Below are 14,642 nucleotides of genomic sequence, written 5' to 3' on the forward strand. Positions count from 1 at the left end.
GATAACAATGTCCCGGGGAATCACTCACAAAAACCGTGGAAAAACATTCCGCTTCGTGGACACGACTTATCGAGCGTGTGACGCTCCGAGCATGAAAACAAGTCGCAGGAAACTGCTGATGATCGGGCTGGTGTTGGCGGCGTTGCTGCTGACCGACTCGACGGCTTGGGCGGGCTTCGGTGACCGCGCGCGGGCGGCCCCGCGGGCTGACTGGCCGACCTGGCAGGGGAACGAGTCGGGTTCCCGCTACAACGCGGCGGAGCACCTGATCACCCCGGCCAACGTCGGCGGACTCGAGCTGAAGTGGGCTTTCGCCTACCCGAAGTCCGACAAGGAACCGAGAAGCCAGCCTGCCGTCGTCGACGGCACCGCATTCTTCGGTGGCACGGACGGGAAGTTCTATGCGACCGACGCGCGGACCGGGGACATGAAGTGGAGCTTCGACCTGGCTTCGGTCGCGCCCGCCCCCGTATTCGTGCAGGACGGCGCGGCCGTGGCGGATGGGAAGGTGTATTTCGGCGACGACAAGGGCTACGTGTACGCCCTCGACGAGCGCACGGGCAAGCTGGTCTGGGCCAAGAGACACGAGGACCACCCGGACGCCCGGCACACCAGCTCGCCGCTCTACTACGACGGCAAGATCTACATCGGCTCGTCGGCCGGCGAGACCGACCACTCCGAGCCCACGTATCCCTGCTGCACCTTCCGCGGTCACTTCGACGCGCTGGACGCGGACACCGGGAACCTGGTGTGGCGGTACTACACGATGCCCGAGCCTCAGGCGGTCGGCACGTGGCCGAGCGGCGTCACCAAGTTCGAGCCGTCCGGCGGCGGGATCTGGAGCAGCCCGGCGCTCGACCGGCAGACCGGCACGCTGTTCTTCGGTACCGGGCAGAACTACTCGGGCCGGGGCGGCGACTTCGACTCGCTGATCGCGGTCGATGCGCGCACCGGCAAGGTGCTCTGGAAGCAGCAGGTGACCGGGGCCGACACCTGGCGGGTCGCGTGCCGCAAGCCCGACAACGAGGGCTACTGCCCGGGGCAGAAGGACGGCACGGCGCTGGACTACGACCTGAGCTCGGCACCGAACCTGTTCCGGGTCAACGGCCGGCTGATGGTGGGCGTCGGCCAGAAGAGCGGTGTGTACCACGTGTTCGACGCGAAGACCGGTCAGGTCTCGTGGCGCCGGCAGCTGTCCGAGACGTCCCACGCGGCGTCGACCGGCGGCATCCAGTGGGGCACCAGCTACGACGGTCAGCGGCTGTACGTGGCGACCTACTACGCGGAGCCGGGCACCTTGTTCGCGCTGAACCCGGCGAACGGTGACATCGTGTGGGAGACCCCCAACCCGGACAACGGGTGCGCGTGGGGCGGCGCCGCGGCGTCTCCGGACGTCTGCACGCTGGCACACGCGGCGGCGGTGACCTCCAGCCCTGGCGTGGTGTACGAGGGCAGCGTCGACGGCAAGCTGCGGGCGTACTCGTCCCGGACCGGCGCGGTCCTCTGGGAGTACGACACGGTCCGCGACTTCAACGGTGTCAACGGCCTGACCGGACACGGCGGGGCGCTGCCCGGCAGCGGCGGCGCGGTGGTCGCGAACGGGATGGTCTACACCCAGGCCGGCTTCTACCCCTTCTACCCCACCGAACACGGTGCGGTCATGCTGGCCTTCGGGCTACCGGGTCACTGACCGATCCGGCTCACGAGTCCGCGGGGCCGGCGCCGATGGTGGCGCCGGCCCCGCGGCCTGTGAGGTAGGCGTCGAGCCGGGCCGCGCCGGCGACGAAATCGCGGCTGCGCGCGGTCAGCCGGTCCTGCCAGGAGCCGAGGAAGGCGCTCAGCACACGGAACGACGCAGGCTCGCGGCAGGTGGCCGTCCTCGACGGTGATTGCGCTCCAGTGGATTGAGCCTTCTCGGAGCTTCCGGCGAACCACGTTACTCGCCCATGCGACCAGTTCGGCATCGGAAGCGAGCGGCAGCCCAGCTCCTTCTGCGGTTGGGTGCCGCATGTCGAACATTCCCTTTTTGTGTGCCCGCGACCTGGTCAAGACTTATGGCGACCGGCGGGTTCTGGACGGCGTCTCGCTGACGGCGTCCCCCGGCCAGCGGCTCGGGCTGGTCGGCGACAACGGCGTGGGCAAGTCCACGCTTCTCCGTCTGCTCTCCGGTGACGAGGAACCGGACGCGGGCAGCGTGAGCCGGCCACCGGACTGTGGATTCCTGTTGCAGGAACTGCCTTTCGGGCCGGACAGCACGGTGCTTCAGGTCGTCGACGATGCGTTGACCGACATCAGGGCGTTGGGAGGGCGTCGACGTGACCAGTAGCCACTTCGGGCTAACGAGTCGCCTTGTCTTCGGCATGAAGATCGGGTCGCGACGGGGGCTTCCGGCGCGCGGAGGCGCGTCTGATGAGGAATTCGACCACGATCAGGTTGATGATCCACCCCAGCGTCTGACCGATCGGGATCATCGAGGTCGCGCGATCCGCGTTCGATCCCGCGTCGGTTCCACCGAAGGGGACCGGGATCTGGAGCAGCAGGAACACAGGAATGAGGATGCGCGACGTGACGGCGAGGAAGGTCAGCGCGTAATTGCGCATCATCCAGGCCCGGTGGGCGCTGAAGTCGCGGCGACGGGCCGCCCGGTACGCGAGGCCACCGGTGATCAACCACAGGACGGCCGCGGTGGTCAGGCCGATTTGCGTGAGGGTGCGTCCGGACCACATCGCGACCGGGATCGTGGCCACGGCCGACGGCAGAACCCCGGCGAGGAGATAGACCCGGCCGAGCGTTCGGTGGATCCGCTTGCGTGCCCGTACCTTCGGTATGAACTGCAGGGGGCCGAGCACGAGTGCCACCGTGGCCGTGAAGATGTGCACCACCAGTACGGAGTAGTGCAGGCTGTCACGCACGTCGAGGCGACTGTTGTCGATATCGAGGCTCAGGTACGGGTACGTGAGCACCGCACCGAAAACGATCGCGACGATGAGTAGCAGCCATGCCGTTGGTCTCCGCATGCACCAGCCCTTCCACTCGGTGAGACACCATGATCTCGCGGCGAGGCGGCGCGGTCATCCGTCACGGAGCGAGCCGTGTCCGTACGTACAGCGACGTACACGGATGCATGGCGTGGCGACGGAGATCGCGCGACCGAAGCGGCGGCGAAACGTACATATTTCTAACCGCCGCAGCGTAATTCCCAGAAAGGTCTCCGAATTCGCGATCAGCACACAAATAGCTTCGTTCGGCCCCAGGGATGGCGTTGAAACTGTCAGTGCGCAGTGTTGTGGAGATCGTCGAGCAGATCTCGCACCCGCGTGCGCCCGGCCGCCCGTGCCAGGACGGCCCGGGGCGGTCGGCCTGGGGAAACAGGGGAGATTGTGGATGTGCACACCCGGGTCGACGGCAGGTCTGTGCGGCCCCCTCTTGTTGCGGACCCGCCGCGACGCGACCGTGGACACCGTTCGCGTGGTTCGCCGGCAGACCGCGCGAGACCTGGTTCGAACGAGACGGAGGACGATCCGCATGCTCGATCCCGAGATCGCTGGGCGTATCACGGCGGCGGTGAACGAACGCTTCGACGACCAGCTCGCCTGGACCGCGGAGCTGGTCCGCCGGCCGAGCCTGCGGACTCAAGAGGCCGACGCGCAGGACCTCATCGAGGGCACGCTCCGCGAGGCCGGCCTGGAGATCGACCGCTGGGTGATCGACTCCCCGGAGCTGCGGGAGCACAAGGGATACGGCCCCACGACGGTCGACCCGGCCACGCTGGAGAACGTCGTCGGCACCTACACCCCGGTCGCCGAGCGGGGCCGCTCGCTGATCCTCAACGGGCACGTCGACGTTGTCCCCACCGGCCCCGACCAGTACTGGAGCCGATCCCCGTGGGACGCGAGCATCGTCGACGGCTGGATGTACGGCCGCGGCAGCGCCGACATGAAGGCCGGTATCGGCGCGAACGTGTTCGCGCTGGGTGCGCTGACGGCCGCTGGACTCCGGCCCACCGGCCGGATCCACGTCCAGTCGGTGGTCGAGGAGGAGTGCACCGGTAACGGCTCGCTGGCCGCGCTGCTGCGCGGGTACACCGCGGACGCCTGCGTGATCCCCGAGCCGGAGGACGACAAGCTCGTCCGCGCCAATGTCGGCGTGCTGTGGTTCGACGTGACCGTCCGCGGTGTTCCCACCCATCTGCGGGTGATGGGCAGCGGGCAGAACGCCATCGACGCCGCGTACTCGGTGATGAACGACCTGCGCGCGCTCGAGGCCGAGTGGAACCGGCGCAGGGGCGAGCACCGGTACTTCGACGACATCGAGCACCCGATCAACTTCAACTTCGGCGTGATCAACGGCGGCGACTGGCCCTCCAGCGTCCCGGCGCAGTGCACCTTCACCGTCCGGGCAGCCCTCTACCCGGGGACCTCGGCCGCCGACGCCTGGGCCGAGATCGAGGGCACCCTGGCGAAGTCGGCCGCGGCCATCGACCTGCCCAACGCTGTCGTCGCCACCCCGTCCGGCTTCTTCGCCGAGGGCTATGTGCTGGAGGAGGGCTCCGACGCCGAGGTCGTGCTGGCCCGCTCGCACGAACGGGTGTTCGGCGGGAAGCTGGAGTCCTTCACCACCCCCGGCTATCTGGACGGCCGGGTATTCACCCTCTACGGCGGCATGCCGTGCCTTGTCTACGGGCCGGTCTCGGAGGCTATCCACGGCTTTGACGAGCGGGTGGAGGTCGAGTCCATCCGCCGGATCACCACCACCATCGCGCTGTTCGTCGCCGAGTGGTGCGGCGTGGAGCCGATCGCGGACTGACCGCGCGCACGACCCCGGACCAGGCCCGTCGACGACCGACGGCGGGCCCATGTCGGGGCGTAATATGTGCACATGCACAGCAGCGACGGCCGGGCCGACGAGGGTCCGGTCGCGGGGGAGCCCGCCGCCGACGCCCGCTGGGAGGCACTCGTCACCCGGCTGCGCGGGGACTCCGACGCTCTGTTCCAGGCGTTTTTGGCCCGGGTCCGGTCGGTGCCACCGTACGCGCGCGGCCTCGTCCCCGCCGAGCGGATGGAGGACGACGCAACCCGGACCTTCGACTACCTTCTGCGCCGGACCAGCGGTGCACCGGTGCCGGCCCGGCTGTCCGACCTGGGCACCGCGATCGGCCGGGACCGGGCGCACCGCGGCGTCCCGCTGAACGACCTCCTCACTGCGGTCCGGCTGAACTTCCGCATCGTCTGGGACGCGCTGCGGGACCAGGCCGGCCCCGAGGACGGGCCACTCCTGGTGGAACGGGTCGACCGGGTGTGGGCAGCGGTGGAGGAGCACGCGCTGCAGGTGCAGGTCGCCTACCAGGACGAGGCGGCGTTGATCGCGCGGGAGCGTCAGGGCGAGCGGTCGACACTCGTGGCGGCGTTGCTCGGTCAGGTCGACGGCCCCGATGAGGTACTCCCGGATCCGAGCCCGGACGACGTCGCCCGGGTCGCGCGGGCGCTCGCTGTCGACGTCGACGACGACCTGCTGGTGGTGGTCGCCCCGGCGGCAGCCGGTGCGCAGTTGCGGCGCGCGGCGGACACTCTCGGCGCGTGGGGCCGCCCGGTGCACGTGCAGGCCCTGGCCCGGCACGCGGTGCTGCTCGCCCGGTGGACAGTGGCGGCGCCGGAGGAGGGGCCGGCCGGGATCCGCGCGCTGCGGTCCGGCCTCGGCGGCCTGCTGGACACGGTGCCGTGCGTGCTTGGACCACTGGCGCACGGGGTGCCGAACGTGCCGGTGAGCGCGCGGACCGCCTTGCGGGTGGTGGACGCGCTGCCGGACCTGACCGGGCCCGTCGACCCGTACGACGCGTGGCTGCCGGTCGCGGCCGCCGGACTGTCCGGCGCCCGGGGGATCGGGCCGGAGTTGGTCGCTTCGGTCCTGGGCGGACTGAGCACCCTGCAGCCCGTCGAGCGCGAGCGCCTGTTGGAGACGATCCGCGTGTGGGCTCGCACCGGTTCGGTCACCGCGGTCTCCCAGGAGCTGTGGTGCCACCGCAACACGGTGCTGAACCGGCTCCGCCGGTTCGCCGAGCTGACCGGCCGCGACGTGACCGTGCCGGACCAGGCGACGGTGGTGCTGCTCGCGCTCGCCTGTTCAGCGGTGCCGGCGCCGGGCCGTCGCTGACCGGTCTCCTCGGGTCGACGGGCTCAGACCGTCGCCGAATCCGCGGTCGTCACCTGGTCGCGGTCGGCGAACATGCGGGGCGCGGCCAGCCCGCAGCCGCAGGTGAGCAGGGCGATCCCGACCAACAGCAGGGTCGGCAGCACAGAGCTGCCACCGCCGAGCGCGAGCAACGCGGTCGCGGCCAGGGGCACGAATCCGCTGGCGACGCCGGCGATGTTCGCGGAGAGCGCGACGCCGCTGTAGCGCAGGTTCGGCGGGAACAACTCTGTCAGCAGCGCGCCGGACACGGCGTAGGGGATCGACAGCAGTGCGGTCGCCAGGGTCACGCCGAGGACGACCGCGACGGCCGCGGTGGTGTCGATCATCCAGAACGCGGGGAACGCCAGCAGCGCTGAGCCCGCCGCACCGAGCACGGTGACCCGGGCGGGGCCGTAGCGCTCGGCCAGCCGGCCGCCGAGGATCAGGACGAAGATCTCCACGGTCGCCGCGGCCAGCGTGGCGACCAGCAGCAGCCAGCGTGGCATGCCGAGCGTGGTGGTGCCGTAGCTGATCACGAACGTGGTGATCAGGTAGAAGCCGCCGACGCCGAGCAGCGCGGTGCCGGCACCCACCAGCAACTGTGGCCACGCGGTGGCGAAGACCTCGCGAACCGGGGACGAGGCGCGCTCGTCCTGTTCGAGCAACTTCTCGAAGAGCGGGGACTCCTCGACCCGGCGGCGCAGCCACAGCGCGACGCCGAGCAGCGGGAACGCGGCGAGGAACGGCAGTCGCCAGCCCCACGAGTCGAATGCCTCCGGGGGAAGGTTCGACACCGCGAGTAACGCGCCGGAGGACAGCAGGGTGCCCACCGGGGAGCCGATCTGCGGCATCGCGGCGTACCGTCCGCGGCGCTTCGGCGGGGCGTGCTCGACGGCGAGGGTGACCGCGCCGCCCCACTCGCCGCCGACCGCGACGCCCTGCAGCAGCCGCAACAGCGTCAGCAGGACCGGCGCGGCGAGACCGATCCCGAAGTAGTCGGGCAGCAGGCCGATCAGGGTGGTCACAACGCCGATCAAGGTCACGGTCACGATCAGGCACTTCTTGCGCCCGATCCGGTCGCCGAGGTGACCGAAGATCACTGCGCCGAGCGGCCGGGCGGCGAACCCGACGGCGAACGACGCGAACGCGGCCAGCGTGGCGACCAGCGCGTCGTCGGTGGCGAAGTACAGCCGGTTGAACACCAGCGAGGCGGCCGTGCCATACAGGAAAAAGTCGTACCACTCCAGTGCGGTGCCCACGAACGCACCGAACGCCACCTTTTTGGCATCGGCGTCGGTCACCGCCGCGGCCCCGGCGGGGCCGGACCTCTCGCTCATCGTGTCTCCTCGGTCCGGGGATGTGATGCAGTCCGCACAGCATTGGAGATGAGGCCGACGTCACGGAAGTGCGCGGTGCACCGACTTTGACCGGCCCGCAGTAGGCGTCTGCACAACCGGAGCGCCGGTTCGCCTGGCGGATGCCGCTTCTCCACCCTGCCGGCGACTGCTGTGCTGGTGGTCCGTCACGTCCACCCAGGAGAGGAAGTCGTCATGTCGATCCCGCAAAGCGGCCCGTGCAGCGCCGGGCACCTGGTCGTCCGCCAGCTGGAGCGCTCGGGGGTCGAGCGAGTCTACTGCGTCCCGGGGGAGAGCTACCTCGACGTGCTCGACGGACTGTACGACTCGCCGATCGACACGGTCGTGTGCCGGCACGAGGGCGGCGCCGGATTCATGGCGGTCGCCGAGGGGCGGCTGACCGGCCGCCCCGGTGTCGCGATGGTGACCCGTGGCCCGGGTGCGGCGAACGCCGCGATCGCCGTGCACACAGCGTGGCAGGACGCCACGCCACTGGTGCTGTTCGTCGGCCTGATCCCGGCCGGCCAGCGCTACCGCGAGTCGTTCCAGGAGTTCGACCCCAACGCCTGGTTCGGGAGTACGGCAAAGCGCGTGCTGGTGCTCGACGACGCGGCGTCCGCGGCGGAGATCGTGGCCGCGGCGATGCGGGTAGCGGTGTCCGGGCGGCCCGGACCGGTCGTCGTCGGGCTGCCGGAGACGACGCTGACCGAGCCGACCGACGGCGTCACCGTCCCCCCGCGGGCTCCGGCTCGGCCGGAGCCCTCCGTCGCGGACCTCGAGGCGGTCGCCGCGTTGCTGCACGGCGCGCGCTCGCCGGTCGTCGTCGCTGGTGGCGATGGCTGGACCGAGGCGGCCGCGCGGGACCTCGCGGAGTGGGCCGAGGCCGCCGCGCTCCCGGTGCTCACCGACTTCCGCGCCTACGACGCGCTCGACCACGACAGCCCCTGCTACGCCGGGTCGTTGGGGTATGGCCGCTCCGAGTCCGCGGCTGCCGTGCTGCGCGACAGCGACCTGCAGATCTGGCTGGGCTGCCCACGGGGTGACGTCCCCACTGACTCCTACACCCTCGGGGTCGAGGCGGCGTCGGTGTACGTCGGGCCCGACCCGGCCGCGCACGGACACTACGGGCGGCTGGACGCGACCGTCGTCTCGACCCCGGCGGCGTTCGTGGCCGCCGCCCGGACCGCGCTGCCGCGCCCGGACGCCGACCCGGCCCCGATGCGCGCGGCGCACCAGGCACACCGAGCCTGGTCGCGGCCCGCGCCCGACGGCGACCGCGGCGTCGACCTCGGCGTCGCGTTCGGCATGCTGCGACGAGCACTGGAGTCCGACCCGGTCGTCACCTTCGGCGCGGGCAACCACGCGATCTGGCCGCAGCGCTATCTGCCCGCGCACCGCCCCGGCTCGCTGCTCGCGCCACGCAACGGCGCGATGGGCTTCGGCATCCCCGCCGCGATCGCGGCCGGACTGGTGCAACCCGGCCGGCGGATCGTCTCGGTGGCCGGCGACGGCTGCTTCATGATGAACGGCCAGGAGCTCGTCGCCGCCGTCGAGCGGCAGCTCCCGCTGCTGGTGCTGATCGTCGACAACGGCTGCTACGCGACGATCCGGGCGCACCAGGAGGCGCACTACCCGGGCCGCCCGAGCGGCACCGCTCTGTCCAACCCGGACTTCGCCGCGCTGGCCCGCGCCTACGGGGCGTTCGGCGCGACGGTCACCGACACCACCGAGTTCCAGGTGGCCCTGCAGAAGGCGCTCGACACCCCCGGGCCCGCGGTGCTACACCTGCTCACCGACCCCGAGACCCGGGGCCCGGCGGCCTGATCCGGGAGCGCCCGGCCGTTCCCCTTCCGGCGGGGAGCGGCCCAGCGTGGTGCCGGGGTCTTCGCCCGACGAGCTCCATCGGCCCACTGCACGAAGGGCTGAAGAGCCACTCCTGGTAGCGGTAGTGCCCGGGGATTCATGTCCAGAGCGGTTCGGAACGTTGTGCAGATGCATACCGTGGGGCGAGGATTTCGCGGCGTCGGGCTCCTGACGCCGGAAGGCCGCCGTGATCGGATGGAACCGCGCCGACGCTGCCGTTCCCACTCCTGCGCACCCCGCCGGACGCGCGAGGCGATCTCGACGCCGGGGGCACCGGACCGCCGGCCGCACGCGCCCCGCCCACCGATTGAGAGGAGCACCCCCGATGACCGGGAACACCACGGCCGCTGCCGCGACCGAGCGGCACGCCGCCTTCCTGGACGACTTCGCGACCCTGTCCACTTTCGGTGCCACCGAGCGCGGCGGGGTGCACCGCGAGGCCGCCACCGACGCCGACGCCGCGCAGCGTGCCTGGCTCGGCGAGCAACTCGCCGCACGTGGGTTCCGGGTGTGCTTCGACCGGGTCGGCAACCAGTTCGGGCTGCTCGACGTCGTCCCGGGCGCGCCGTACGTCCTGGTCGGCTCGCATCTGGACAGCCAGCCGTTCGGCGGCCGGTACGACGGCGCCTACGGCGTCCTGGCCGCCACGCATGCCGCGCACCGCCTCGCCGTGCGGTGGCGCGAGGCCGGTGCCACGCCGCGGTACAACGTCGGCGTGGTGAACTGGTTCAACGAGGAGGGCTCGCGCTTCGTTCCGAGCATGATGGGCAGCTCGGTGTTCACTGGCCTGCTCGACGCCGACACCGCGCTGGACACCCGCGATCTGCGCGATGTCCGGGTGGGAGACCGGCTGGCCGAGCTCGGCCAGCTCGGGGAGACCGCCCCGGTGATCGACGACGTCGTCGCCTACGCCGAGATCCACATCGAGCAGGGCCGGAGCCTGGAGGAGAGCGGCCACACCATCGGCCTCGTGCATGCGACCTGGTCGGCGCACAAGTACTTCCTCACCGTCGAGGGCGAGCAGAGCCACACCGGCTCGACGATCATGGCCGACCGCCGCGACGCGCTGCTCGGCGCCGCGCACCTCACCGTGCTCGCCCGGGAGATTTCCGACGCGCTGTCCACTCCCGAGGCGCCGCTGCACACCTCGGTCTCGCAGCTGACCGTCGAGCCGAACAGCCCGGTGACCGTGGCCCGCGAGGCCCGGCTGCACCTGGACCTGCGCTCGCCGGACGAGGCGGTGCTGGAGCGGGCCAACGCGATGCTGCACGAGCGGATCCCAGCGATCGAGAGGGCCGCCCGGGTGCGGATCTCGGTGTCCGGCGCGCACCACTGGGGCGTGCGCCCGTTCCCGGCGGCGGGGGTGAAACTGGCCGCCGGGTGCGCCGAGGAGCTGGGCCTGTCCCACCGGGAGATCATGACCATCGCCGGGCACGACTCGGTGAACATGAATTGCCGGGTCCCCACGGTGATGCTTTTCGTACCCAGCGTCGAGGGCATCAGCCACAATGAGGGCGAGCTGACTCACGACGCCGACGCCTGCGCCGGCGTCGACCTGCTCACCGAGGTCCTGGACCGACTTGCCGCCGGGGCGCTGGCCACCGGGTGACCGGCCCGGCCTCCGACTCTTGTCGCCATGGATATCCACGTCGACCCGCGTAGCAGGACCTGCCCGGCCCAGTCGCACTGGCGTCGGAGATTCCGCATTCAGTTTTTCAGGAAGAGCGAGGTGCCGGGGTCGGTGAGCGAGGCGTCCACGCCGTTGCCCTGGGTGAAATCGCCTTCCTCGTTCCCGGCCCAGTCCTTGATGGGGTCCCCGTTCTGGCTCAGGTGCTGGTAACCCGAGCCGTTCCAGCCGAACTGGTAGATCCGGTGCTGGTCGGAATAGTAAGGGAGGTAAGGGCCATCCGGGGTCAATTGCTTGGTCATCGTGTTGCCGAAGAACACGTTCTGCGGGCCGGACGCACCAGACCATTTCACCGCCTTGGCCCCAGCGGCCCAGTAGATCGGGTACCAGGTCGAGTCGTCGGACCCGGAGATGCCTTCGCCACCGCAGTTCGTGGTGCAGTTCCCTGACTTGTGGTCGTAGGGCACCCGCACGATGTTCCGCTCGAACAGGTTCCGGCGCTCCCAGCCCCCGTGCAGGTTGAGGTCGGAGTCGAAGTCGTTGCCGATCACCACGTTGTCCGAAGCGGACCACTGGAAGGTGAAGTGCCGGAGGTTCCGGCTCACGTTGTTGACGTAGAGCGAGTCCCACACCCGGGAACCGCGCAGGTACCCGTTGCCGCCGGCGCCCTTGTTCCACGCGCCGTTGAGGTTGTTGCCGACTATTTCGATGTTCTTGGCTTCCTCGGTGACGATCGGGTGTGAGCCGGTCATGTAGGTGCCGAGGCCACGAACCCAGGAGTTGACCGCCCATTTCAGCACGATGCCGTTCAGCGCGTCCGCCGGCGACAGGTTGCTGTAGTTCTGCGTCGCCTTCGCGGGGTCCAACCCGGGCACGTCCTCGCTGATGTGGAAGTTCTCCAGACCGACACCCACCACGGGATCGACCAACGGCGCGGCCTTGGACTCGTAGACCTTGCCGTCGATTTTCGGCGAACCATCGGAGGTCGAGTCCACTGGCACGTCGAATTCCAACGGCTTGTCGATGGTAATGCTGTGCGCCGCCTGATCCACCGCGGTGATGGTGAAGATCTGCTCGCGCATGTGCAGGTTCTGCAGGTCCTTGTCCGTGGGCAAGGCCTGCTGCTGCTGGTAGAAGGCCATGCTGTTCGCTGCCCGGATGTTAACGTAGCCACCCGGCTTCAAGTTCTTCATCTCACCCTTCGTGGCGAGCTGAATCACCGTGTCTCCGGCGCGGGCCGAAAAACCGGGATCGCCCGGCTTTTCCCGCAGTTTCACACCGGACTTCCAGTGTACGTTGACGGTACCTTCGAAGATGTCCTTCCGGTTCGCCGGGGCTGACTCATAGTCTTTACGGTAATCGGGATCGACTTCACGCGACTGCACGCGGAACAGCGCGCGTCCAGGCCAGAGCCAACCGCCGTTTCCGTCATGAAACCCCATTCGGTCCTGATCCCAGGTGCTTCCGTCCTTGGTCAGCACGTCGTAGCGGGTGTTTTCGTCCGGGTGGAAGACGAATCGGGTGCCGGTAGCGGGATCGGCACCCTGGCCGCGAATGATCAGGTAGTCCGCGTCAACGCTGATCTGCCGGGTAATATCGAGCACGCCCGCAGGCAGAGTGATCAGTGAGAGCTTGGTGAAAGAGGCAGTGGGCGAACAATCCCGCTTGATCCGATCGATGGCCGACTGGATCGCATCGGTGTCGTCACGGCCATCGCCCGGAGAGACGTCAGGCGCGATACGGCATTTCGGGTCGGGGTTGATGTCCGCGTCGGTCGGCAGCCCTGCGCCTCCGCGATACCCTGCTTTCGACCAGTCGGGCAGGCCCGGAATCGGCGCTCGGCGGTTCGCCGCGCTGGCGTCGATGCTCGGAAGTGCCACCTGAGTCAGTGGCGGCGCCTGAGGTGTCGTCCAAGGGCGCTGCTGACGGTCTGCGGATGGGCCGCCGGAGCGCCACAAGACCATCGCAACCACAAGGCCGATCACAACCAGGACCGCGGCCAGAATAAACGGTAACCGCTTGCGCTGTTTCATGAATTCCCGCCGCTGGAGATGTTCCTGACCCGGACGCCCGCTGATGAGCTGCCACTATGCCCGGACGGCAACCGAGGGACACGCAGCCGGCCGCTCACCCAAAACGACCCGTTTGAACACCTTTTCAACGCGTCCCCCTCGCCAGAACCCCGCCCGAACCGGACATTCCGGGTACTCTTCTCGGCCTGTTGCTGGGTCTACCTCAGCAACGGTGTTTCCAGCGTTGTTGATCAAGATCCCGGCCAGCGATGATTCCGGAAGGAGCCGGGGGTGTCAAGGTGCCGGCCAGAGCCGGCGGAGGTGGCTATTCGGCTGGTGCGGCCGGTTCTGTGCGCCGGCCGACACCGTGAGATGATCTTCGTGTGTCGGTTCCCGAAGGCATGTTGCCGGGGCGTGTGCTTATACGTCCGGCCGGCGTGGCCTTCGAGATCGAGAGGCACCCACCACCAGCCGCAGAAGACGGGCGGTCACCTCACCCAGCCGCGAATAGGTGACCGTGTCGAACACCAGCGGTCGCGAACAGAACGTCGGTGCCCGCGGAAATGATCGGCTCGTTCGCGGAATTTGATGCGGCGCTTGCCTGGTAAACCGCCGCTCTGTGGGGAAAGGGCAGCGATACCAAGACGTCGAGGAAGCCGTCGGACGTACACGATCAGCGGTGCGCCCGGTTGCGGGACTGTGTTCGCCGCGCGTCGCCACGGGATAAGCAGCGCTTGTCACCTCCTGAACTGCGGCACGCTCCAGGCGAGATCAGTTTGTCCTCGTCGACCACACGGGACCGACCCCGGATGGTGCGTGACGAAGTAACAGCGGCGATGGTGCAAGCGACGTCAGCGTCAGCGTCCTCCAAAAACAAGGGAGCCGGGCGATGGCCAGCACGAAACCCAACATCAGGTCGGTAAAGATCGACAGCCTGAACCTCTGGGCCGACGACGCCGGGACGATCCACATGACGACCGACGACCGGGATGTCAAGGACGGCTTCCACACCTACATCTCGAACAATCCGAAGTCCAAGCGGTACCACCCGTCCGCCTACGCCCAACTCGCGCGCATTCTCCGGAGCTTCGGGAAGGACGTGCCCGGGTGGGAGGACGGACCGGCCGCGAGTTAGTCGCGCGCACCTGGTCAGCCGGAACTACTGACCGGGTCGTACCAAGACGCCCTCGACCCGGGCTGCCAGCGCAGCCACGACGATCAGCTCCATTCGCGGCTGGTGATTGCTTCCTTACCGGCAGGCCTGGTCGCACAACAACCTCGCCACCGTGCTCTACCAGTTCGACCGCTACCGCGAGCGGGGACGGAATTGCGGACGAACATCGCCGAGCGGGAACGGACTCAGGGCGCCGACCACTCCGACACCGTCGACGCGGTCGAGAACCTGGCACGGGTGCTGGTCAACCGTGGGTGAACCACTGGCTGAAATCGGCTAGCCAGGTGTCGAGTGCGTGAGGCTTCGCGGTGACTGTGGTGCGTGAGAATCGAACCGATGCGGTGCGTGGTGTTCGGTGCGACGGGGTACATCGGCGGTCGGCTGGTGCCGGAACTGGTGCGGGCCGGACATCGGGTGCGTGCGGTCGTGCGGAATCCGGCGAA

Annotated in this window: 12 protein-coding genes; 8 read left to right on the forward strand and 4 right to left on the reverse strand. The window is 69.2% G+C overall.

Translation table 11 applies throughout. The annotated features are described in order from the left end of the window. Positions 1-91: 91 nt before the first annotated feature. On the forward strand, positions 92-1,690 hold the full coding sequence (locus A3CU_RS0127240; RefSeq protein ID WP_027944967.1) for an outer membrane protein assembly factor BamB family protein: 1,599 nt from the start codon (positions 92-94) through the stop codon (positions 1,688-1,690). A gap of 10 nt (positions 1,691-1,700) precedes the next feature. Here the strand turns inward: A3CU_RS0127240 and A3CU_RS52775 are convergent, their stop codons facing one another. After that, positions 1,701-1,844, reverse strand: a complete 144-nt coding sequence (locus tag A3CU_RS52775) for a hypothetical protein (RefSeq protein WP_156960571.1) — start codon at positions 1,842-1,844, stop codon at positions 1,701-1,703. 164 nt (positions 1,845-2,008) lie between these two features. Here A3CU_RS52775 and A3CU_RS0127250 point away from each other — a divergent pair, with 164 nt between their 5' ends. Further along, positions 2,009-2,326 carry an ATP-binding cassette domain-containing protein gene (locus A3CU_RS0127250; protein WP_027944968.1) on the forward strand — a complete coding sequence of 106 codons (318 nt, stop codon included), beginning with the start codon at positions 2,009-2,011 and terminating at the stop codon, positions 2,324-2,326. A gap of 10 nt (positions 2,327-2,336) precedes the next feature. Here the strand turns inward: A3CU_RS0127250 and A3CU_RS0127255 are convergent, their stop codons facing one another. Continuing rightward, positions 2,337-3,017, reverse strand: coding sequence for a DUF2306 domain-containing protein (locus A3CU_RS0127255; RefSeq protein WP_027944969.1), 681 nt, complete (start codon positions 3,015-3,017; stop codon positions 2,337-2,339). Between the two features lie 508 nt (positions 3,018-3,525). Here A3CU_RS0127255 and A3CU_RS0127260 point away from each other — a divergent pair. Together A3CU_RS0127260 and A3CU_RS46840 are read left to right on the forward strand one after the other, a co-directional pair. Beyond that, complete coding sequence (locus A3CU_RS0127260) at positions 3,526-4,806, forward strand: ArgE/DapE family deacylase (RefSeq protein WP_027944970.1); 1,281 nt, start codon at positions 3,526-3,528, stop codon at positions 4,804-4,806. A 72-nt stretch (positions 4,807-4,878) separates the two neighbouring features. After that, complete coding sequence (locus A3CU_RS46840; protein ID WP_052372246.1) at positions 4,879-6,150, forward strand: RsbRD N-terminal domain-containing protein; 1,272 nt, start codon at positions 4,879-4,881, stop codon at positions 6,148-6,150. A gap of 23 nt (positions 6,151-6,173) precedes the next feature. Here A3CU_RS46840 and A3CU_RS0127270 read toward each other — a convergent pair whose 3' ends face one another. Further along, positions 6,174-7,505, reverse strand: coding sequence for an MFS transporter (locus A3CU_RS0127270; RefSeq protein WP_027944971.1), 1,332 nt, complete (start codon positions 7,503-7,505; stop codon positions 6,174-6,176). A gap of 213 nt (positions 7,506-7,718) precedes the next feature. Here A3CU_RS0127270 and A3CU_RS0127275 point away from each other — a divergent pair, with 213 nt between their 5' ends. Next, a complete protein-coding gene (locus tag A3CU_RS0127275; RefSeq protein WP_027944972.1) occupies positions 7,719-9,347 on the forward strand; it encodes a thiamine pyrophosphate-dependent enzyme in 1,629 nt (542 codons plus the stop codon). Positions 9,348-9,711: 364 nt separating this feature from the next. Continuing rightward, the gene (locus A3CU_RS0127280; protein ID WP_027944973.1) at positions 9,712-10,995 is read left to right on the forward strand and encodes a M20 family metallo-hydrolase; all 1,284 of its coding nucleotides are present in this window, start codon (positions 9,712-9,714) and stop codon (positions 10,993-10,995) included. A 98-nt stretch (positions 10,996-11,093) separates the two neighbouring features. On the opposite strand, the gene A3CU_RS46845 is transcribed toward A3CU_RS0127280, so the two are convergent. Next, on the reverse strand, positions 11,094-13,046 hold the full coding sequence (locus tag A3CU_RS46845; protein WP_156960572.1) for a hypothetical protein: 1,953 nt from the start codon (positions 13,044-13,046) through the stop codon (positions 11,094-11,096). Positions 13,047-13,914: 868 nt separating this feature from the next. On the opposite strand from A3CU_RS46845, the gene A3CU_RS0127290 reads away from it, so the two are divergent. Together A3CU_RS0127290 and A3CU_RS51475 are read left to right on the forward strand one after the other, a co-directional pair. Then, positions 13,915-14,160 carry a hypothetical protein gene (locus tag A3CU_RS0127290; protein WP_027944974.1) on the forward strand — a complete coding sequence of 82 codons (246 nt, stop codon included), beginning with the start codon at positions 13,915-13,917 and terminating at the stop codon, positions 14,158-14,160. A 375-nt stretch (positions 14,161-14,535) separates the two neighbouring features. Further along, positions 14,536-14,642: NmrA family NAD(P)-binding protein (locus A3CU_RS51475; RefSeq protein ID WP_156960574.1), on the forward strand; the 107-nt coding region annotated here is incomplete at its 3' end.

The organism is Amycolatopsis taiwanensis DSM 45107 (assembly GCF_000519205.1).
Taxonomy (GTDB): Bacteria; Actinomycetota; Actinomycetes; order Mycobacteriales; family Pseudonocardiaceae; genus Amycolatopsis_E; species Amycolatopsis_E taiwanensis.

What these genes read in the sequence shown, in the direction of transcription:
- A3CU_RS46845 (WP_156960572.1), bottom strand. Translation starts at nt 13,046, where the DNA reads ATGAAACAGCGCAAGCGGTTACCGTTTATTCTGGCCGCGGTCCTGGTT.
- A3CU_RS0127270 (WP_027944971.1), bottom strand. Translation starts at nt 7,505, where the DNA reads ATGAGCGAGAGGTCCGGCCCCGCCGGGGCCGCGGCGGTGACCGACGCC.
- A3CU_RS0127290 (WP_027944974.1), top strand. Translation starts at nt 13,915, where the DNA reads ATGGCCAGCACGAAACCCAACATCAGGTCGGTAAAGATCGACAGCCTG.
- A3CU_RS0127275 (WP_027944972.1), top strand. Translation starts at nt 7,719, where the DNA reads ATGTCGATCCCGCAAAGCGGCCCGTGCAGCGCCGGGCACCTGGTCGTC.
- A3CU_RS0127260 (WP_027944970.1), top strand. Translation starts at nt 3,526, where the DNA reads ATGCTCGATCCCGAGATCGCTGGGCGTATCACGGCGGCGGTGAACGAA.
- A3CU_RS0127255 (WP_027944969.1), bottom strand. Translation starts at nt 3,017, where the DNA reads ATGCGGAGACCAACGGCATGGCTGCTACTCATCGTCGCGATCGTTTTC.
- A3CU_RS0127240 (WP_027944967.1), top strand. Translation starts at nt 92, where the DNA reads ATGAAAACAAGTCGCAGGAAACTGCTGATGATCGGGCTGGTGTTGGCG.
- A3CU_RS0127250 (WP_027944968.1), top strand. Translation starts at nt 2,009, where the DNA reads ATGTCGAACATTCCCTTTTTGTGTGCCCGCGACCTGGTCAAGACTTAT.
- A3CU_RS46840 (WP_052372246.1), top strand. Translation starts at nt 4,879, where the DNA reads ATGCACAGCAGCGACGGCCGGGCCGACGAGGGTCCGGTCGCGGGGGAG.
- A3CU_RS0127280 (WP_027944973.1), top strand. Translation starts at nt 9,712, where the DNA reads ATGACCGGGAACACCACGGCCGCTGCCGCGACCGAGCGGCACGCCGCC.